This is a genomic window from Rhodobium orientis (assembly GCF_003258835.1).
GTDB lineage: Bacteria > Pseudomonadota > Alphaproteobacteria > Rhizobiales > Rhodobiaceae > Rhodobium > Rhodobium orientis.
In genome coordinates this window covers 1-18038 of record NZ_NPEV01000077.1, presented here as the reverse complement: position 1 = coordinate 18038, position 18038 = coordinate 1, and the positions used below count along the sequence as shown (strand labels likewise).

General features: G+C 66.8%; 21 protein-coding genes and 1 pseudogene. 10 read left to right on the top strand and 12 right to left on the bottom strand.

Annotated elements, in window-relative coordinates; translation table 11 throughout:
* Positions 1–200, top strand: a pseudogene (locus CH339_RS24850) (oxidoreductase); the annotation flags it as partial.
* Here the strand turns inward: CH339_RS24850 and CH339_RS22380 are convergent.
* From CH339_RS22380 to ygfZ, 4 genes are all read right to left on the bottom strand, one after another.
* Entirely contained in the window at positions 197–1234 is a 1038-nt protein-coding gene (locus CH339_RS22380) for an NUDIX hydrolase (RefSeq protein ID WP_244669155.1), read from the bottom strand. The pseudogene CH339_RS24850 and the gene CH339_RS22380 sit on opposite strands and share 4 nt — an antisense overlap.
* 51 nt (positions 1235–1285) lie before the next feature.
* Positions 1286–1792 (bottom strand): tyrosine phosphatase family protein, encoded by a 507-nt coding sequence (locus tag CH339_RS22375; RefSeq protein WP_111436629.1) that lies wholly within the window; start codon positions 1790–1792, stop codon positions 1286–1288.
* A 217-nt stretch (positions 1793–2009) separates the two neighbouring features.
* Positions 2010–2636, bottom strand: coding sequence for an HD domain-containing protein (locus CH339_RS22370; RefSeq protein WP_111436628.1), 627 nt, complete (start codon positions 2634–2636; stop codon positions 2010–2012).
* A 21-nt stretch (positions 2637–2657) separates the two neighbouring features.
* On the bottom strand, positions 2658–3524 hold the full coding sequence (gene ygfZ / locus CH339_RS22365) for a CAF17-like 4Fe-4S cluster assembly/insertion protein YgfZ (protein WP_111436627.1): 867 nt from the start codon (positions 3522–3524) through the stop codon (positions 2658–2660).
* 134 nt (positions 3525–3658) lie between these two features.
* Between ygfZ and CH339_RS22360 the strand changes: the two genes are divergently transcribed.
* The gene (locus CH339_RS22360; RefSeq protein WP_111436626.1) at positions 3659–4975 is read left to right on the top strand and encodes a dihydroorotase; all 1317 of its coding nucleotides are present in this window, start codon (positions 3659–3661) and stop codon (positions 4973–4975) included.
* 50 nt (positions 4976–5025) lie between these two features.
* Entirely contained in the window at positions 5026–5763 is a 738-nt protein-coding gene (locus CH339_RS22355) for an MBL fold metallo-hydrolase (RefSeq protein WP_111436625.1), read from the top strand.
* Positions 5764–5776: 13 nt separating this feature from the next.
* Here CH339_RS22355 and CH339_RS22350 read toward each other — a convergent pair whose 3' ends face one another.
* From CH339_RS22350 to CH339_RS22330, 5 genes are all read right to left on the bottom strand, one after another.
* Positions 5777–6487 carry a hypothetical protein gene (locus tag CH339_RS22350; RefSeq protein ID WP_170138626.1) on the bottom strand — a complete coding sequence of 237 codons (711 nt, stop codon included), beginning with the start codon at positions 6485–6487 and terminating at the stop codon, positions 5777–5779.
* Positions 6488–6634: 147 nt separating this feature from the next.
* On the bottom strand, positions 6635–6892 hold the full coding sequence (locus CH339_RS22345) for a hypothetical protein (RefSeq protein WP_111436624.1): 258 nt from the start codon (positions 6890–6892) through the stop codon (positions 6635–6637).
* Positions 6893–7077: 185 nt separating this feature from the next.
* Positions 7078–7509: a TIGR02301 family protein gene (locus CH339_RS24845; protein ID WP_170138625.1), complete on the bottom strand. Its 432-nt coding sequence runs from the start codon at positions 7507–7509 to the stop codon at positions 7078–7080.
* Between the two features lie 92 nt (positions 7510–7601).
* On the bottom strand, positions 7602–8141 hold the full coding sequence (locus tag CH339_RS22335) for an NUDIX hydrolase (protein WP_111436622.1): 540 nt from the start codon (positions 8139–8141) through the stop codon (positions 7602–7604).
* Between the two features lie 41 nt (positions 8142–8182).
* Positions 8183–8701 (bottom strand): hypothetical protein, encoded by a 519-nt coding sequence (locus tag CH339_RS22330; protein ID WP_201241034.1) that lies wholly within the window; start codon positions 8699–8701, stop codon positions 8183–8185.
* A 169-nt stretch (positions 8702–8870) separates the two neighbouring features.
* Here CH339_RS22330 and CH339_RS22325 point away from each other — a divergent pair, with 169 nt between their 5' ends.
* The 3 genes from CH339_RS22325 (at position 8871) to CH339_RS25005 (ending at position 11975) form a co-directional block, all read left to right on the top strand.
* Positions 8871–9626, top strand: coding sequence for an SOS response-associated peptidase (locus CH339_RS22325; protein WP_111436620.1), 756 nt, complete (start codon positions 8871–8873; stop codon positions 9624–9626).
* Between the two features lie 87 nt (positions 9627–9713).
* On the top strand, positions 9714–10550 hold the full coding sequence (gene blaOXA, locus CH339_RS22320; RefSeq protein ID WP_201241033.1) for a class D beta-lactamase: 837 nt from the start codon (positions 9714–9716) through the stop codon (positions 10548–10550).
* A gap of 144 nt (positions 10551–10694) precedes the next feature.
* Entirely contained in the window at positions 10695–11975 is a 1281-nt protein-coding gene (locus tag CH339_RS25005) for a threonine/serine exporter family protein (protein ID WP_244669153.1), read from the top strand.
* A 50-nt stretch (positions 11976–12025) separates the two neighbouring features.
* On the opposite strand, the gene CH339_RS22310 is transcribed toward CH339_RS25005, so the two are convergent.
* Positions 12026–13450, bottom strand: coding sequence for an FAD-binding oxidoreductase (locus CH339_RS22310; RefSeq protein WP_111436619.1), 1425 nt, complete (start codon positions 13448–13450; stop codon positions 12026–12028).
* A gap of 356 nt (positions 13451–13806) precedes the next feature.
* Here CH339_RS22310 and fabI point away from each other — a divergent pair, with 356 nt between their 5' ends.
* From fabI to CH339_RS22295, 3 genes are all read left to right on the top strand, one after another.
* Positions 13807–14619 (top strand): enoyl-ACP reductase FabI, encoded by an 813-nt coding sequence (gene fabI, locus CH339_RS22305; RefSeq protein WP_111436618.1) that lies wholly within the window; start codon positions 13807–13809, stop codon positions 14617–14619.
* 48 nt (positions 14620–14667) lie between these two features.
* Positions 14668–15672: an NADP-dependent oxidoreductase gene (locus CH339_RS22300; RefSeq protein WP_111436617.1), complete on the top strand. Its 1005-nt coding sequence runs from the start codon at positions 14668–14670 to the stop codon at positions 15670–15672.
* 64 nt (positions 15673–15736) lie between these two features.
* Positions 15737–16333 (top strand): histidine phosphatase family protein, encoded by a 597-nt coding sequence (locus CH339_RS22295; protein WP_111436616.1) that lies wholly within the window; start codon positions 15737–15739, stop codon positions 16331–16333.
* 19 nt (positions 16334–16352) lie between these two features.
* Here CH339_RS22295 and CH339_RS22290 read toward each other — a convergent pair whose 3' ends face one another.
* Entirely contained in the window at positions 16353–16637 is a 285-nt protein-coding gene (locus CH339_RS22290; protein ID WP_170138624.1) for a DUF1344 domain-containing protein, read from the bottom strand.
* A gap of 192 nt (positions 16638–16829) precedes the next feature.
* Positions 16830–17195, bottom strand: a complete 366-nt coding sequence (locus CH339_RS22285) for a winged helix-turn-helix transcriptional regulator (RefSeq protein ID WP_244669152.1) — start codon at positions 17193–17195, stop codon at positions 16830–16832.
* 193 nt (positions 17196–17388) lie between these two features.
* On the opposite strand from CH339_RS22285, the gene CH339_RS22280 reads away from it, so the two are divergent.
* Positions 17389–17982 (top strand): flavodoxin family protein, encoded by a 594-nt coding sequence (locus tag CH339_RS22280; protein ID WP_111436614.1) that lies wholly within the window; start codon positions 17389–17391, stop codon positions 17980–17982.
* Positions 17983–18038: the final 56 nt, after the last annotated feature.

Below are 18038 nucleotides of genomic sequence, written 5' to 3'. Positions count from 1 at the left end.
GCGGCGTCTCGCTGCTCGGCATCGACTCGGTGATGGCGCCGAAGCCGCTGAGGATCGAGGCCTATGACCGCCTTGCCCGCGATCTCGACAAGGACAAGCTGAAAGCGCTGACGACGACGATCTCGCTCGACGAGGTCATCGACAAGGCCGGCGCAATCCTGGAAGGCAAGGTCCGCGGCAGGACCGTGATAGAAATCTAGGCGCCCGCCGACCCGAACCTGAGGCCCGGCGCCGGGCGCTCCAGGAGCACCTCGCGCCGGAACCGGAAGAGGGCGGCCGGTCGCCCGCCCGTGCGGTCACTGGTCGCCCCGGTCGGCTCCACGAGCGCGGTCTTTTCCACCAGCCGGCGGAAATTCTGCTTGTGCAGGTGGCGCCCGGAGATCGCCTCCACGGTCCGTTGCAGTTCCGTCAGGGTGAAGGTGTCCGGCATCAGCTCGAAGACGACCGGGCGATATTTCAGCTTGGCGCGCAGCCGCGAAATGGCGGTGGCCAGGATCCGCCGGTGGTCGAACCGCATCGGCCGGCCGAGCGCCGGGATCTCGTCGCGCCTCAGCGCCGCCGGCCGTTCGTCGCGCCGCGCTTCCATGGCGAGCCCGGCCTCGTAGAGGAGTTCGTAGCGGTCGAGCGCCCGCTCCTCGTCCCAGGGCGGCCCGTCGACGCCGAAGGAGAGCCTCAGCCGTTCGATGCGCCCGAGTGCGCGCATCGGGGCACCTGCCGCCGGCGGCTCTGCGGCCCACTCGCGAAGCAGCGGCAGGATGGTCTGGTCGAGCACGGCCGGGCGCCCGGCGCGCCAGTCCTCCCAGGGGAAATAGGCATACCAGGACCGCCAGTTGGCACCTTCCCGGGCAAAGCCGAGCTGCGCCTGCGGCTCCGGCCGGGTCAGCGCCAGATAGCCGACCGAGACCACGTGCGGGGCGGAATCCCGCTGCTGCAACGTATGTCGGCCGCGGTCGCCGAAGGTGTAGAGCTGTTCGACGTGGCCGAGCTTCAGCGCCGCCTGCTCGGCGACCCAGGACCTGAGGCCGATCTCGAAGGTGCGGTGGGTGAGGGGATCGAACGGGCCGTAGGGCAGGCTCTCCGGCTCGCCGGAAGGGTCGCAGCCGCCGACGACGAGGATCAGCGGCGTCGGATCCTCCACCGCGACGATCGCCGCGTTGAGGCCGATTTCGATCCGCGCGCCGGAACTCGCGTTTTCCGCGGCTTTCAAGGGTGCCAGGGTGGGGTTGTCCGCCATGCCGCTTCGTGTGCTCCCGATTGCCGATGCTCTACCAGCAGCAGGGCGCCGTCAATCGATCGGAAGCTCGAACGGGTCGTTTTCAAACGCCATGGCGCCGCGGCCGATCTCCTGGATCGCCGCGGTCATCCGGCCCTCGCGCTTCAGCACCTGGTCGGCGATGGCAACGAAGAGGGCGTTCGGCGTCGCCTTGGCCGAGGCGCGGCGCAGCCGGCGGGCGATGATCGCCTCGTCGCGCTTCGGGTTGAGCGCGCAGGCCGCCACATAGGCGCCGGCCGAGGAGCGGCTGACGCCGGCCCAGCAATGGATCACCATCGGGTCGGCCCGGTCCCAGGAGCCGACGAAGTCGAGGAACTCCCGCACATGGTCCTCGCAGGGCTCCGTCATGCCGTCCTGGCAGTCGGTGATGTCGTTGAAGCCGAGGAACAGGTGATCCTCCGGCGCGATGGAGGCCGGGCGCGGCACCGGGGTGCCGGCATTGATCAGCGTGACGAGACGCTTGGCGCCGGTGCGCGTCACGGTCTCGTCGATCCGGGACAGGGGACAGACATGAATCATTTGCAACACCTTTGAACCATTCGAGTGTTTACGGCGGGCCGGTCGCTGGCAAGGCCTATTCGCGCCGAAGCGGTAACATCTGCGTGGACAACCGCGCGAGCACTTCTCGGGATCGTTCGATCTCTCGAAATGCTCTCCTCTTTGTCTTGCGCGTATTCTCGTCCGAAAACCGGTTCCCACTTTTCGCTGACGCGGACCTTCGGTTCGGGAATACGCTTTAGCGCGCCGCGTCGATCGCGAAAAACCGCTCCAGGAACCGCTGCTGCGCCGTGTCCGCCGGCCAAGGCTCCAGCAGCGCCCGCCAGGATGGGTCGCTGTCCAGCGGATAGCCGTTCGGCCGGCCGAAGTATTTCGCCGCCTCGGCCTCCTCGAAGCCGGCAAGGAGGGTCGCCTCGAAATAGGCGGAGACGATATCGGCCCGCTTGGTGAGGCGCGTAAGCGCCCCGGGCAGCTTTGCCGGCAGGCCGAAGCGCAGGTGGATGGCACCGTGCAGCCGCGCCTCCACCACCTTGTAGTCGCCGCCGATCACCGCCTTGAACGGCGAGATCATGTCGCCGATGACGTATTCCGGCGCATCGTGGAGCAGCACCGCCAGCCGGTCGCTGGCCGAAAGCCCCGCCTCCATCCGCCCTGCGATCGCCTCCACCAGCAGCGAGTGCTGGGCGACGGAATAGGCGTGTGCGCCGACCGTCTGGCCGTTCCAGCGCGCGACCCGGGCGATGCCTTGCGCGATGTCCTCGATCTCCACGTCGAGCGGCGAGGGATCCAAGAGGTCGAGCCTGCGCCCGGACAGCATGCGCTGCCAGGCACGGGGCGGAGCGCCGGCGCGGTCGGCCATGGACAAATCCCCGTCTCGTTACCGCCGTTACGCGCTTTCCGCGTCGGCCCCCGGCCAGCCGAAGCCGGCCCAGTCCGGGATCGAGAGCGTCAGCTCGGCATCCCCCGAAAGCAGCGGCGTGCCGGCGTCCATCGCCGTCTTGGCCCGGTCGATGCGCACCAGCGCAAGGCCGTCCGTGCCCGCAACCGAGCCGAGGCTGCCGATGGTCTTTTCCCCGGCGGTGATGGCGGTTCCCGGCGCCGGCAGGTCGGCCTGCGCGCTCGCCTTGACCACGCGCCGGCGTGCCGTGCCGCGGTGCTGCATGCGCGAGACCACTTCCTGGCCGACGAAGCAACCCTTGGCGAAGGAGAGGCCGGCAAGGAAATCCATGTCGACGTCGTGCGGGAACACCTCACCATAGTCGAAATCGACGCCGGCTTCCGGAACGCCGATGGCGACCCGGTGCGCGGTATAGGCGTCGACGTCGGCCGTATCGCCCGCGGGCGCGAAGCCGGCGCGCTCCACGATGGCGCGGTAGCCGAGGCCCGCGTGGCGCGGATCGGCGAAGACGGTGCCGGCGACGTCCGGCGCTGTCTCCGCGTCCCAGAACGCCACCACCATGTGGCTGTCGGACAGGTTGGCGACCTCCACTTTGGCCCGCAGCTTGTAGAAAGAGAACCGCTTGACGAGGTCGGCGACCGTCGCCTTCGGCGTATCGAAAAGATAGCCGTCGCTGTCGCGCGCGATCAGGAAGTCGAAGAGGATCTTGCCCTGGGGCGTCAGCAGCGCGCCGAAACCGGCGCCCTGTTCGTCTACCGCCGCCATGTCGTTGGTGACGAGTCCTTGCAGGAAGTGATGCGCCTCCTCGCCGGAAATCCGCACCACGGCTCGATTGGATAACTCGCAGAATGCCATTTTGACCCCGAATCCCCGCCTCTCATCGTTGCCGAAGAGATAGGGCCGGGCCGGGATCAGCACAAGGCGCCCGGTTCGGCTTGGCGCCCGAGGCCCGTCCCCCTATAACCGGACGGACAACCGAGGAGCCCTCCATGCCCGCGACCTACGACACCCTTTTCAAGAATGCGACGGTGGCCAATCACGACGGCATCGGCGCCCGCGACATCGCCGTCAAGGACGGCCGCATCGCCGCCATCGGGTCGCTCGACCCGGCTGCTAGCGGCGAGGTCGTCGACTGCGCGGGCCTCACCATCGTTCCGGGGGTCATCGACAGCCAGGTGCATTTCCGCGAACCGGGCCTGGAGCACAAGGAGGACCTGGAGACCGGCTCGCTTTCAGCCGTTCTCGGCGGTGTCACTGCGGTCTTCGAGATGCCTAATACCAATCCGCTGACGACCAGTGCCGAGGCGCTCGCCGATAAGGTCGCGCGCGGCACGGACCGCATGCATTGCGACTTCGCCTTCTGGGTCGGCGGCACCCACGACAACGTCGCCGACATCCCCGAGCTGGAGCGCCTGCCGGGCGCTGCCGGCATCAAGGTCTTCATGGGCTCCTCCACCGGCGACCTCCTCGTGGAGGACGATCCGGGGGTGCGGGCGATCCTTGAAAAGACGCGCCGCCGCGCCGCCTTCCATTCGGAGGACGAATACCGGCTGGAAGAGCGAAAGGGCGAGCGGATCGAGGGCGATCCGGCCTCCCACCCGGTCTGGCGCGACGAGGAAACGGCGATCCGCTGCACCAGGCGCCTCGTCAAGATCGCCCGCGAGACGGGCGCGCCGATCCACGTCCTGCACGTGACGACGGCGGAGGAGATCCGCTTTCTCGCCGACAACAAGGACGTCGCGACCGTGGAGGTGACGCCCCAGCACCTGACCCTCGCCGCCGACCTCTATGCGACCCTCGGCACGCGGCTGCAGATGAACCCGCCGGTGCGCGATGCCCGCCACCGGGACGGGCTGTGGTGGGGCGTTGCGCAGGGCGTTGCCGACGTCGTCGGCTCCGACCACGCGCCGCACACGCTTGAAGAAAAAGCCAATCCCTATCCGAAGAGCCCGTCGGGCATGCCTGGCGTGCAGACGCTGGTGCCGGTCCTCCTCGATCATGTTGCGGCCGGACGGCTGTCGCTGGAGCGCTTCGTCGACCTGACCTCGGCCGGCGCTGTCCGCCTGTTCGGCATCAGGGGCAAGGGCCGCATCGCCGTCGGCTACGACGCCGACCTCACCGTCCTCGACCTGAAACGAAAGCAGACCATCCGCGACGACATGATGGGCACGAAGAGCGGCTGGACGCCCTATGACGGCATGACGGTGACCGGCTGGCCGGTCGGCACGGTGGTCCGCGGCGCCCGCGTCATGTGGGAGGGCGAGGTTACCGCGCCGTCCCGCGGCAAGCCCGTCCGTTTCTGGTAGACTGCCCCGAAAGGCGTCCCGCAAAGGGGGCGATACCGGGGGAGAAGACCATGCAATTCCGCTTCGTCGGCTGCGGCGATGCCTTCGGCAGTGGCGGCCGCTTCAACACATGCTTTCACGTCACCGGCGACAACGCCAATTTCCTCATCGATTGCGGCGCCACGTCGCTCGTTGCCCTGAAGCGTCAGGCCGTCGACCTCAACGCCATCAGGACGATCTTCGTCACCCATTTCCACGCCGACCATTTCGGCGGCCTGCCGCCCTTCATCCTCGATGCCCAGTTCTTTTCAAAGCGCACTGGGCCGCTGACGGTGGTCGGCCCGCCGGGCACCGAGGACTGGCTGGTGCGGGCGCTGGAAACGGCGTTTCCGGGCTCCTCCACGGTGTTCCGCAAGTTCGAGACCCGGCTCGTCGAGCTGGAGCCGAAAACGCCCGCCGACATCGATGGCGTCACGGTCACCGGCTGCCGGGTCTCCCACGGCAATCCGCGCGGACCGTTCTTCGGCTACCGGTTCGAGGTGGAGGGAAGGGTGATCGCCTATACCGGCGACACGGAAGGGACCGACGCGCTGGTCGATCTCGGCCGCAATGCCGATCTCTTCGTCGCCGAGGCCTATTTCCGCGACAAGAAGGTGCCGCTCCACCTCGACCTGGCGAGCCTGGAGGAGCGCCTTGACGAGATTTCCCCCAAGCGCCTGGTGCTGACCCACATGAGCGAAGAAATGCTCGCCCGCCGGGACGAGGTGCCCTACGAGTGCGCCGAGGACGGCCTCGTCCTCACCCTGTGAGGGACCGGTCCGCTCAGTCGCCGGCGACGAAATAGTGCAGCGTGCCGTCCGGGCCGATGCCGACGCGGTAGAAGATGTAGGTGCCGTAGGTCTGCATCTCCTGATAGTCGTAGGAGGTGACGATCCGGAACAGCTCCACGAGTTGCGGCGGCGTCAGGTCGGCCAGCGGATACTGGGCGAAATAGGGCCAGACATACATCTCCGACGGCTTGCCGGCATCCACATGGACCCAGCCGGCCTCCAGCACTTCCAGAAGAATCGCCATCACCTCGCGGCCCTCGCCGTCGCCGGACGCCTTCTTCAGGTGCTCAATCGGATCGGTGATGTCGCCGAAGGAAAGGGTCGGCATCAGCTCGTTCATTTCGAAGACGGTGCGCAACTCTTCCACATTGCCGGATTTCGCCGCCTCGATCAGCGCCTCGCGCATGCGCTGCACCGGTTCCGGGAGTTCGGCCCTGCCGTAGCGCACCTCGGGCAGCGGCGCGGCCTGCTTGGGATCTTCCGACGCAGCGTCCGCATCCCCCTCGACGCCGGTCTCCGGTGTCGCCTCCGGCGCAACGGCATCGGGCGCCGGCACCGGCGTCGCGGTGTCGCCGGCGGGCTTCTCCTTGGACAACTCGTCGATGACGATCCGTTCGGTGGGAACGGTCTTTTCCTGCGCGGCAAGGGCACACGGCATCGTCGCAAGCAGGGCGGCTGACAAGAAAACGGCACAGCGGATCATCGTCTCATCCCGCATCTGGCTGAAGCGTGCCCGGAGAAGGGCGCGCGTATCGCCAATGGAATACAGGATTTCGATGACCGAAATAAGAGTGCGGTCAACAGGGAATCGCCGGCCGTGGCGAAGCTGCCACAGCGGCCGTGCCCGGTCCTACTGGTAGAGCCGCCGGACCGTGAATTCGCCGCTCTGGATGCGGGTCGGCAGCGAGGCGGCGAGTTCGGCCACGGCCACCTCGCCATAGGTCTCGACCATTTCGGCAAGCGCGACGAACAGCGCCGCATGCACGAAGACGTCGCTGTCGACGCCCTCCGTCGTCGCTTCGGCCCAGGCGTCGTAGAGGTGGTCGAGCGCCGCGCGCTTCTGGGCGTCGATACCCGTCTCGCCGAGGTCGGTCCTGTCCGTCATCATGTGTCTCAAACCTGGTTCGCGGCGCATGCGCCGACGGTGGCAGTCGGGTTACCCTACATTAACACACCGGGGGGCGCCCGCCGTTTCTGAAGAAAACGTTAACGGCATCCTAACAATTGCGCCGGCCGCGTTAACCTTTCAAAAAACCGGGAAGTTCCGGCATGGCACCGCCGCCCGACGAAAGCTCAGCGCCCGTAGCGGTTGACCACGTCCCGGGCGATCGCCGCGCCCTCGCGCAGATAGCGCTGGATCGCCAGTTCCGCTGACGGTGTGCAGCGGGTGTAGACGTTGGAAAATCCGTGATAGCCGCGGTTGAAGGCATCGACGATCAGGCGCTTGCGCTCCGCGTCGGGCGCCTCCGCCTCGATCAGCTTCGACATCTCCTCGCGCCAGACCTGCTCGCCATCGGATTTGCACAGCGTCGTCAGGTAGTGCACCGCGCCGAGGATCTCCGACAGCCTGAGGAGCTGGGGATCATAGGGCGGGGCCTCCGACTTGGCTGACGGCGCTTCGGCCTCGCCGGTCGTCTGGGCCGCTGCCGGGGCGGTGGCAAAAAGGGCAATCGCGAAAGCCGCGGTAATCGCACCGGCAAGCCATATCCTGAAGGCACGTCTCAAGACGCCGTCCCCGATTGTGGTCGAATGCGGGCGCCAACATGGGCCGAACGCCGCGTGCGCGCAAGACCCTAGTCCGGCGTCGTCGGCCCCGGTCAGGACGGCCGGTTGCAGGCGATGGCATAGGACCGCCGCACGATCGCCTCCGTTCCCTCGGTGAGGTTCATGGTCGAGAGCGCGTCGAACCCGGTCCAGCGTATCGCGGCCGCGTCGTCGAGCGGTGCCGCGGTGCCGTCCACATAGCGGCCGCAGAACGAGGCGATGGCATAGTGGGCTTCAAGCGCGCCGCCGCGGTCGCGGCGGATGACGTCGACGATGTCGACGAGGCCGAGGACTTCCGCCGTCACCGACGTCTCTTCGCCAAGCTCGCGAAGCGCTGCCGCGGCCACTGTCTCGCCGGGCTCCACATGGCCGCCGGGAAGGCTCCACACGCCCGCAAGCGGCGGCTTCTTGCGCTGGACGAGCAAGACTTCGTCGCCACGCCAGACCGCGATCGAGGCGGCGAGCCTTGGAAAGGGGCCCGTCCCGGCTTCGGCAAGGGGATGCTTCATGCCCGATCCGGTGCGGGTTCCCGAACCCGTTCCGCTGCGGCTGCCGGTGCGCCGGCGGGTGTCTGATTGTGTCTGGCGGGCCATCGATGTCTCCGTGTACTCCCGGGCGGGAGCAAAGGAACAGCTTACTCGAAAAGCTCGTCGATGGCCGACTGGGTATTTTCCTCGGAGGTGTCGTTGATCGACGGCATCGCCGCGATCTCGCCATGGACGAGGGCCCGGGCCCTGGAAATCAACGGCCGAAGCTCGTCAACGGCGAGCGCGGCCAGTCGCCCGTGGCTTTCGAAATCGCCAGGTTCGGCCTCGCGCAGCATGTTCTGGGCGGCGACGAGGTGGCCATCGATGCGGGCGATCGTCGTGTCGAAGTCGGCGCGGATCGCCACCGGCGCCGATTCGTAGGCAAGGATGGCGAGGTCGCGGTCCTTGAAGCCGGAGACCTCGAAATGCTGCTGGTAGCTGCACGGCTCCCAGGCGAGCACGTCCTCGGCGCAGTCCGGCATCTCCGGCAGCATCTCCATGAGCATGATGATCTCATTGAAATGGTTGAGATAATCGGTCGCCAGAAGGGATTCCGGATGGATATTGGCTTCGACAAGCCGCTCCGGGCTCAACGCATCTGCAGCCGCATTTGCCGCCGTTGCCACCTGTCGATCCATCCATCGCTTTGCCCGCTGGCGGGCGCCGGGTGTTAGGGTCTTGCCAAAGGGTGGCGCGACCCAACTTGAGGAACTGTATGCGCTCGTGGTTGCGAAATGCTTACCCGCAAAACGATGCAACCTGTGAGCAAGGTGCCCTGGAGAGGACTTACGATCGATGTGCGGCCGCTTCGCCCTTTCCGAAATCCCGGCAACAATCCGGCGCGTGTTCGCCTATGGGGACCAGCCGAATTTCCCGCCGCGCTACAACATCGCCCCGACCCAGCCGATTGCCACCGTCCGGCTGGAAAACGGCGCCCGCCGCTTCGTGCTGGTGCGCTGGGGCCTAGTGCCTGGCTGGGTCAAGGATCCGGCCGATTTCTCGCTGCTGATCAATGCCCGCTCCGAGACCGCGGCGGAAAAGCCGGCCTTCCGGGCCGCCATGCGCCACCGCCGCTGCCTCATTCCGGCGAATGGCTTCTACGAATGGCAGCGCCGCGACGGCCGCAAGCAGCCCTACTGGGTGGCGCCGAAGGATGGCGGCGTGGTCGCCTTTGCCGGCCTGTGGGAGAGCTGGTCGGGGCCGGACGGCGGCGACGTGGAGACCGGCGCCATCCTGACCACGGCGGCGAACGCGTCCACGGCCGAGATCCACAACCGCATGCCGGCGGTCATTGCGCCTGAGAATTTCGAAGCCTGGCTCAACACGGTCGAGGTCTCGGCGAAGGAAGCCTCCGAAATGCTGCGCCCGGCGCCGGATGACCTCTTTGCGGCCATCCCCGTCTCCACCCGGGTCAACGCCGTTGCCAATGACGATGCCGGGCTCGTCGCGGAAATCGCGCCGGAGGAGATGGTGCCGATCCCTGAGAAGAAGCCGGCGCCGAAAAAGAAAGCCGCCACGCCGCCCGACGACGGCCAGATGTCGTTGCTATAGCCCCGCATTCTTGCCGCCCTTGTGCGCAATGCCGTTGTCGCGGCATGAGACCGCACGCGATCGAGTCGCGCTGAACCCCCGCCGGCGATGGAGAAGGAACTGCGGATGAAACATGCGATTGTCCTGCTCCTTGGCGCCGGTCTCGTGGCATCGTCGCCTGCGCGAGCCGAAACGGTCACCCTGTGTACCGTTGTTGCCGACGCCGCGACCGGCGACGTGATCGAGCAACAAGGCACCTGCGATCGCCGCGTGACGCCTGCCTCCACGTTCAAGATCGCCATCAGCCTGATGGGTTTTGATGCCGGCATCCTGAAGGACGTGCACACGCCGGCCCTGCCGTTTCGCGATGGCTATGTCGACTGGATTCCGGCGTGGCGCGCGACGACGGATCCGGCCCGGTGGATGGAAAAGTCCGTGGTCTGGTATTCGCAGAAGGTCACCGAGGCTCTTGGGGACGAGCGCTTCCGCGGCTATGTGCGCGCCTTCGGCTACGGCAACGCCGACGTCTCCGGCGATCCGGGAAAGGACAACGGCTTGACCAGGGCCTGGCTAAGTTCGTCCCTGCAGATATCACCGCTCGAACAACTGGCGTTTCTGCGCAAGCTGGTGACGCGGAAGCTGCCGGTCAGCGACCGCGCCATTGCCATGACGGAGGCGCTCACCGACTACGGCGTGCAGCCGGGCGGCTGGCATGTCCACGGCAAGACGGGCGCCGGATTGCCGCGCAAGCCGGACGCCACCCTGCTCAGGGGCCAGCCCTATGGCTGGTTCGTCGGCTGGGCGCGAAAGGACGGCCGGGCCGTCGTCTTCGCCCGGCTGATCCAGGACAGCGAACGCCAGCCCGTGGCGCCCGGTTTCAGGGCCCGCGACAGCCTTTTTGGCGATCTGTTCGCGGCCCCCGACGCCCTGCCGGCGACCAGATAGTCTCTCGTCGCCGGCTGCCTTTTCGACTGGGGCAAAAACGCTCGCTCAACCGCGGCGCCGTGGAACGGCTGTCCGCCATCGGTTGTTATGGGGATGGTCCTCCCCAAGACCGCCCGACAATCGATTGCCAGCGAGAGCGTCCCGATGACCACCGAGACCGATCCCGTCATCCTGCGCCACCGCGACCTGGAGCAGATCGCCATGACGGCGCTGGAGGCCGGACGCATCCTGATGGAGACGGGCGCGCGCTGCGAGGTCGTGCGCCAGGGCATGGAAAAGGCGGCACGGGGTCTCGGCGCCAGCCATATCCACAGCCGCATCGGCTTTGCCTCCGTCTCGCTGACGGTGACCAGCGGCGCCCAGACCATCACGCGGATGATTTCGGTCGGCCATCACGGCGTGAACATGCGGCTCAACCACGCCGTCCGGGACATCTGCCGCCGCATCGAGGCAGGCACCATGGACCGGGCGGAGGCGCTGGCCGCCCTTTCCGACCGGCTCGGCAACACCGCCCGCCATCCGAAAATCCTCAACGCGTTTGCCGCAGGGCTTGCCTGCGCCTCCTTCGGACGGTTGCTCGGTGCCGACTGGGCCGCCTTCCTGCCGGTGCTGGTCGCCGCCTCGGCCGGCCAGGCCGTGCGGTTGCTGCTAACGGCCCGCGGCGTCAACGTCTTCGTCGTCACCGCCATCGTCGCCCTCGTCGCCTCGCTGATGGCCGGCGGCCTGGCGCTCGTCGCCGGCAGCGCCATGGTGGCGATCGCCATGAGCGCCGCGGTGCTGATGCTGGTGCCCGGCGTTCCGGCCCTCAACGCCCAGACCGATATCATGCAAGGCTTCCCGACCCTGGGCAGTGCGCGCTTCGTCACCGTCGCCATGGTGCTCGTCTTCGTCACCGTCGGCGTCGCGCTCTCCCATGTGGCGCTGGACGGTATCAATACCGATCCGCTGGCCGAGAGCCACGGTGTCCTCCACCAGGCACTGTTCGGCGCGCTGGCGGCCGCCGGCTTCGGCGTGCTCTTCAATTTCGCGCCGCTGGCGCTGCTGTGGGCCGGGGCGGCCGGCGGCATCGCTCTTGGCGTGCGCACGCTCGGGCTTGAGGTCGGCTGGCCGTTGGAGGCCGCGTCCTTCGTCGCCGCGGCCGCGGTCGCCCTTGCCGTGGAATGCCTCGACCTGTCGCTCGGCGGCCACCATCGCGCCGGCAGCGCCCTGGCGCTGGCCGGCTGCATTCCGATGGTGCCGGGAAGCGCTGCGACGGAATGCATCGGCAGCCTGATGGCGCTGAGCGCCCGTCACCCGGCATTACCGGAGGCAACACTGGCGATCGCCGCCTCATCGAGCCTGCAGGTCCTTTTCACCATCGGCGCCATGGGCGCCGGGCTCACCATCGTGCTGTCGCTCCTGCGCCGCTCCGACTTCCCCGATTGAGGCGGCTGACCGCGTTCAGGTCACGCCTGGAGATCGTTCGCGCTTGTCGCCTAAAGCACCCGTCCCGGATTGAGGATGTTGTTGGGATCGAACGCCGCCTTGATGCGCCGCATCAGGTCCAGTTCGATCTCGCTCTTCACGTCCGGCAGAAGCTTCTTCTTCAGCTTGCCGATGCCGTGCTCGGCCGAGATCGAGCCGCCGAACTCCGCGACGATGCCGTGGATCACGGCGTTGAGCTCGTCCCAGCGCGCAAGGTAGTCGGCCTTGTCCGCCCCTTCCGGCTGGGAGAAGTTGAAGTGGATGTTGCCGTCGCCCATGTGGCCGAACGGCACCGGCCGGATGCCCGGAATGAGGTCGGCGGCCGCCGCCATTCCCTTGTCGAGGAACGCCGGGATCTTTGAGACCGGCACCGAGACGTCGTGCTTGATGGAGCCGCCCTCGGACTTCTGCACTTCCGACAGCGAATGGCGGATCTGCCACAGGGCTTCGGCCTGGGCGACCGATTCGGCAACGACGGCGTCGGTCGCGATCTCCTTTTCGAACGCCTCCTCGAACATCGATTCCAGGAGCTGCCGCGCCGGGATGTCGTCGGAATTGGAGGAGATTTCCACGAGCACGTACCAGGGATGGGGACCTTCGAGCGGATCGCGGGCGCCCGGCAGGTGTTTCAGGACGAACTCGATGCCGAGCCGCGGCATCAGTTCGAAACCGGTCAGCAGCGGCCCGGCATGGGCCTGGGCGACGTTGAGAAGCTCCAGCGCCTTGGCCGGATCGGCAAGGCCGGCAAGCGCCACTTCCTGGCTGCGGGGCTTGGGAAAGAGCTTGAGGACCGCAGCGGTGACGACGCCGAGCGTGCCTTCGCCGCCGATGAAGAGCTGCTTCAGGTCGTAGCCGGTATTGTCCTTGTGCAGGCTCCTGAGCCCGTTCCAGATCTCGCCCGTCGGCAGCACCACCTCGAGCCCGAGGATCAGAGCCCGCGTGTTGCCATAGGCCAGCACCGCCGTGCCGCCGGCATTGGTCGAAATGTTGCCGCCGATCCGGCAGGACCCTTGCGCGGCGAGCGTCAGCGGAAACAGTCGGTCGACTTCGTCGGCTGCCGCATGGATGTTCTCAAGGATGACGCCGGCCTCCACCGTCATGGTGTTTTCCACCGGATCGACGGAACGGATCGCATCGAGCCGGTCGGTGGCAAGGATGATCTCCGCGCCGCTCTCGTCCGGCACCTGGGCGCCGACGAGGCCGGTATTGCCGCCCTGGGGCACGATTGCGATGCCGCGCTCGTTGGCAAGCCTCAGAATCTTGGAGATCTCCTCCGCCGAGCCGGGGCGCAGCACCAGCGGCGTCCTGCCGACGAAGAGATCGCGCATCTCGATGCAGTAGGGATGGGTATCCTCGTCGGCCGTCAGTGCATTGCCGGGGCCGACGATGGCGGCAAGGGCGTCGAGCGTGTCGGAATCGATGGCGGTTTCGGTCATGGCAGCAAGCGTTTTTCGTGAATGGGGCAGGGACCGCGTTGGCCGGGTCCGTTGCCGCGACCATAACGCCGGATCGCGCCATTGTCCGCCCTTCTCCGCGACCTGCGATGTATCCGACTGAAATAATTTGTGAAACGATCCGGCCGCCGGCAAGCCGCCGTTTCCCTTGCATTCGCTCTTTTGGGAAAGACCGTCAAACTGCGCTGTTCGGCCACGCTTGCGGGCCGCAACGGGTGCGCTGCGGCGCCCTCTCCCCATGCTTCGCCGGCTTGCAGGCATCCCCCTGCTGTGCCATAGGAAGCCGGATTACCGGTAAGTGGTGCGCGTTCTTGGCGAGCGGTGACGAAGGGGCAGACATGGTTGAATCGCGTGCATTGATGGCGGGCAAGCGCGGGTTGATCATGGGGGTGGCCAACAACCGCTCGATCGCCTGGGGCATCGCCAAAGCCCTGCAGACCCACGGCGCCACGATCGCGCTGACCTACCAGGGCGACGCACTTAGAAAGCGCGTCGAGCCGCTCGCCGAAGAGCTTGGCGGCATCGTCGTCGGCCATTGCGACGTCACCGACGAAGTCAGCATCGACGCCGTTTTCTCCGAGCTGGAACGCCAGTGGGGCACCATCGATTTCGTCGTCCATGCGGTCGCCTTTTCCGACAAGGGCGAGCTGACCGGCCGCTACGTCGAGACCTCGGCCGACAATTTTTCCAAGACCATGCTGATCTCCTGCTATTCGCTGACGGCCGTCGCCCAGCGCGCCGAAAAGCTGATGCCGGAGGGCGGCTCGATCCTGACGCTGACCTATTACGGCGCCGAGAAGGTGATGCCGCACTACAACGTCATGGGCGTCGCCAAGGCGGCGCTTGAGGCGAGCGTGCGGTACCTGGCCGCCGATCTCGGCCCCTCGGGCATCCGCGTCAACGCGGTCTCGGCCGGCCCGATCAAGACGCTGGCCGCCTCCGGCATCGGCGACTTCCGCTATATCCTGAAGTGGAACGAATACAACGCGCCGCTGCGCAAGACGGTCTCGATCGAGGAGGTCGGCGACGCCGCGCTCTACCTCGTCTCCAATCTCGGCCGCGGCGTCACCGGCGAGATCCACCACGTCGATTCCGGCTACCACGTGGTCGGCATGAAGGCCGTGGACGCGCCGGATATCTCCACCGTCTAGAACGGGCCGCACCGCCGCTGCGCGGTCGACCGATACGCCAAGGATGCCATGACTGAACAGAATCGCGTCGTCCGCCTGGCCCGCCGTCCGGTCGGGCTCGTCTCGAACGACGACTTCACCATCGCCGACGAGCCGATCCCGGAACCGGGTGAGGGCGAGTTCCGCGTCCGCATCGCCTGCATTTCGCTCGACCCCGCCATGCGCGGCTGGATGAACGCCGGCAAGAGCTACGCCCCGCCGGTCTCCATCGGCGGCATCATGCGTGCCTTTGCCGCCGGCGAGGTCGAGGTCTCCAACCACCCCCTGTTCAAACCGGGCGACAAGGTGACGGGGCTCTTCGGCGCCCAGAAATACGCCATCTCCGACGGCCAGGGTGCGCTCGTCGTCGACACCGACAAGGCGCCGCTGGAGCGCTGGATCGGCGGCTTCGGCATGCCCGGTACGACGGCCTATTTCGGCCTCATCGACATCGGCCGTCCGAAGAAGGGCGAGACGGTGGTGGTCTCGGCCGCCGCCGGCGCTGTCGGCTCCATGGTCGGCCAGATCGCCAAGATCCAGGGCGCCCGCGCGGTCGGCATTGCCGGCGGGCCGGAGAAGTGCCGCGTCGTCACCGAGGAATACGGCTTCGATGCCTGCGTCGACTACAAGGCCGGCAATCTCGGCGGCGAACTGGCCGCGGCCTGCCCGGACGGCATCGACGTCTATTTCGAGAACGTCGGCGGCGAGATCCTCGACACCGTGCTGCCGCTGATGAACACCTTCGGCCGCATCCCCCTGTGCGGCCTGATCTCCGCCTATAGCGCCAGCGAGCCGTTGCCCGGCCCGAAGAACCTGCGCTCCGTCCTCGTCAACCGCCTGACCGTTCGCGGCTTCGTCATCTTCGACTTCGCCGACCGCTACGAGGAAGCGGCGACCGCGCTTGCCATGTGGGCCGGCGAGGGGCGCCTGAAATTCCGCGAGGACGTGCGCGAGGGCGGCATCGATGCCTTCCCCGAGACATTGAGGCTCCTCTATACCGGCGGCAATGTCGGCAAGCTGGTGCTGAAGGTCTGACCATGTCCGGCCGGCCTCCCCCGGCCCCAAGACAAGACACCATCCGAAGCGAAAGGTGCCCGCGATGGCCCCTCCCGTGCTCTATTTCCTGCGCCACGGCCAGACCGACTGGAATGTGGAAGGCCGCCTGCAGGGCCAGACCGACATTCCGCTGAACGATACCGGCCGCGCCGAGGCGCGCCGCAACGGGCTGGCGCTCAAGCAACATTTCGAGAAAGAGGGGATCGACCCGGCGGGCCTCGATTTCATCGCCTCGCCGCTCGGCCGCGCCCGCGAGACGATGGAGATCGCCCGTGCGGCGATGGGCCTGGCCCGCGACGGCTATCGCATCGAGCAACGGGTAGCAGAAGTGAAGTTCGGCGTCTGGGAGGGCTTCACCTATAAGGAGATCAAGGCCCGCGACGCGGACGCCTTTGCCTCTCGCAAGGCCGACAAATGGGCCTTTACGCCCGAGGACGGCGAGAGCTACGCGACGATGTCGGAACGGGTAAAGGCCTGGTACGACGCCCTAGAGGCGCCGACGCTGTGCGTGGCCCATGGCGGCACCAGCCGGGCCTTGCGCGGATTTCTCCTCGGCCTTAACAGCCAGGAGATCCCGGTCCAGGAAGCGCCCCAGGACCGGGCCTTTCGCTGGCAGGACGGCGAACTGATCTGGATCTGAGAAAGGCGGCGGCGGTGGGCTATTCGGCCGGCTGGTCTTCGCCGATGATCTCGATGATCTGGGCCACCTTCTGGCCATCGATGACGTCGAAATCGACATAGATGTGCTTGCCCGGGTCGAGGCCTTCGACGTTGAACTCCTCCGGCAGCATGATCTGGGTCCCGTCGGTCAGGATGATGGCGCCGATATTGGTGTCCATCCTGGCGATCGTGCCTTCCTTTTCCTCGGCCTGTGCGCCTGCCGGCAGGAACGCGAGGCTGCCCAGAACGGCCGCAACGGCCAGAGCCCTCAGAGGTGAACGCATAGCTAGGATCCTTGTCGTTGTGGACCGGCATTGTCCGGCTCGGTGGCCGCAGCCGGGAATCGGCATTCGTTATGGCAAGCGTCCGGATAATCTGCAATTGCGAAAAAATTGCGGGAAGCCGTTCACGTTCTTGTGGGCGGCGGGCAGCAGCCGGTCGCGACCATTTGCCTCCGCCGCGCCGCCGTGCCGGCGTCAGGCCGCGTCGGATCTGGCCTTTTGCGGCGTCGTCTGCGTCCGGTAGTAGGCGCCCCATTCGTTCATGGCATGGAGCACGGGGCGCAGGCTGTCGCCGAGCGGGCTCATGGCGTAGTCCACATGCGGCGGCACCACCTCGCGCACATGCCTGAGGATCAGCCCGTCGGTCTCCAGCTCGCGCAGGCTCAGCGTCAGCATCCGCTGGGTGATGCCCGGGATCATCCGTTTCAGGGCGTTGAAGCGGACCGGGCCGTCCTGCAGGCAATAAAGGATGATCGGCTTCCAGCGCCCGCCGAGGATTTCCAGCGTCGTCGTCACCGGGCAGTTGCAGTGCATGCTGTCGGGGTCGAGGTCTTTGGCCATCTGTGCTTTTCCGATGTGTCCGCGTTTTCGCCGCGCAATATTGGCGCTCGTGACGGTTTCCAGTACCTAATTTGATACTACCTATCAATTTTGTACGTAATTGCAATTCCGGATGCGATGCGCCACTTGCGGGTCTGACACGGATTTGCGGCGATCCCTCCCGATCGCCCATCCATTGCAAGGAGCTATTCAAATGACCACCGAAGGTGCGGCCGAAGTTGCCGTGATTTATCATAGCGGCTACGGCCACACGAAGGTCCAGGCCGAGGCCGTTCGCGACGGCGTCGCCGAGGTGCCCGGCGTCGTCGTCCATTTCCTGACCGTCGACGAGGCGGAAGAACAGTTCGACCTCCTGAACAGGGTCGACGCCATGATCTTCGGCGCGCCCACCTATATGGGCAGCGCCTCGGCCCGCTTTAAGCAGTTCATGGAAAAGGGCTCCAAGGCGTGGATGGAGCAGAGCTGGAAGGACAAGCTGGCGGCAGGCTTCACCAATTCCGGCAGCCAGTCGGGCGACAAGCTGAACACGCTCGTGGAGCTTTCGCTCTTTGCCGCCCAGCAGAGCATGGTCTGGGTCAGCCTCGGCATGATGCCCGGCAACAATTCGACCACCGGCAGCCCTGAGGATCTCAACCGGATCGGCGCCTATCTGGGCGCCATGGCCCAGTCGGACATCGACGCCGGGCCGGACGTGGCGCCGCCGCCGGCCGACCGCGCCACGGCAAAGCACCTCGGCAAGCGCGTTGCGGAAATGGCCGTGCGCTGGCGTGCCGGCGCCGCTGGCTGAGCCGCGCTGAGGCGGGACGAAAACAAATGACAGCGCGGCCGCGAATTGACGCGGCC

Excerpts from the sequence above, each read along its gene's own strand:
- CH339_RS22380 (WP_244669155.1), bottom strand. The coding sequence starts at position 1,234 with ATGGCGGACAACCCCACCCTGGCACCCTTGAAAGCCGCGGAAAACGCG.
- CH339_RS22375 (WP_111436629.1), bottom strand. The coding sequence starts at position 1,792 with ATGATTCATGTCTGTCCCCTGTCCCGGATCGACGAGACCGTGACGCGC.
- ygfZ (WP_111436627.1), bottom strand. The coding sequence starts at position 3,524 with ATGGCATTCTGCGAGTTATCCAATCGAGCCGTGGTGCGGATTTCCGGC.
- CH339_RS22360 (WP_111436626.1), top strand. The coding sequence starts at position 3,659 with ATGCCCGCGACCTACGACACCCTTTTCAAGAATGCGACGGTGGCCAAT.
- CH339_RS22355 (WP_111436625.1), top strand. The coding sequence starts at position 5,026 with ATGCAATTCCGCTTCGTCGGCTGCGGCGATGCCTTCGGCAGTGGCGGC.
- CH339_RS22350 (WP_170138626.1), bottom strand. The coding sequence starts at position 6,487 with ATGATCCGCTGTGCCGTTTTCTTGTCAGCCGCCCTGCTTGCGACGATG.
- CH339_RS22345 (WP_111436624.1), bottom strand. The coding sequence starts at position 6,892 with ATGATGACGGACAGGACCGACCTCGGCGAGACGGGTATCGACGCCCAG.
- CH339_RS22335 (WP_111436622.1), bottom strand. The coding sequence starts at position 8,141 with ATGGCCCGCCAGACACAATCAGACACCCGCCGGCGCACCGGCAGCCGC.
- CH339_RS22325 (WP_111436620.1), top strand. The coding sequence starts at position 8,871 with ATGTGCGGCCGCTTCGCCCTTTCCGAAATCCCGGCAACAATCCGGCGC.
- blaOXA (WP_201241033.1), top strand. The coding sequence starts at position 9,714 with ATGGAGAAGGAACTGCGGATGAAACATGCGATTGTCCTGCTCCTTGGC.
- CH339_RS25005 (WP_244669153.1), top strand. The coding sequence starts at position 10,695 with ATGACCACCGAGACCGATCCCGTCATCCTGCGCCACCGCGACCTGGAG.
- CH339_RS22310 (WP_111436619.1), bottom strand. The coding sequence starts at position 13,450 with ATGACCGAAACCGCCATCGATTCCGACACGCTCGACGCCCTTGCCGCC.
- fabI (WP_111436618.1), top strand. The coding sequence starts at position 13,807 with ATGGTTGAATCGCGTGCATTGATGGCGGGCAAGCGCGGGTTGATCATG.
- CH339_RS22300 (WP_111436617.1), top strand. The coding sequence starts at position 14,668 with ATGACTGAACAGAATCGCGTCGTCCGCCTGGCCCGCCGTCCGGTCGGG.
- CH339_RS22295 (WP_111436616.1), top strand. The coding sequence starts at position 15,737 with ATGGCCCCTCCCGTGCTCTATTTCCTGCGCCACGGCCAGACCGACTGG.
- CH339_RS22290 (WP_170138624.1), bottom strand. The coding sequence starts at position 16,637 with ATGCGTTCACCTCTGAGGGCTCTGGCCGTTGCGGCCGTTCTGGGCAGC.
- CH339_RS22285 (WP_244669152.1), bottom strand. The coding sequence starts at position 17,195 with ATGGCCAAAGACCTCGACCCCGACAGCATGCACTGCAACTGCCCGGTG.
- CH339_RS22280 (WP_111436614.1), top strand. The coding sequence starts at position 17,389 with ATGACCACCGAAGGTGCGGCCGAAGTTGCCGTGATTTATCATAGCGGC.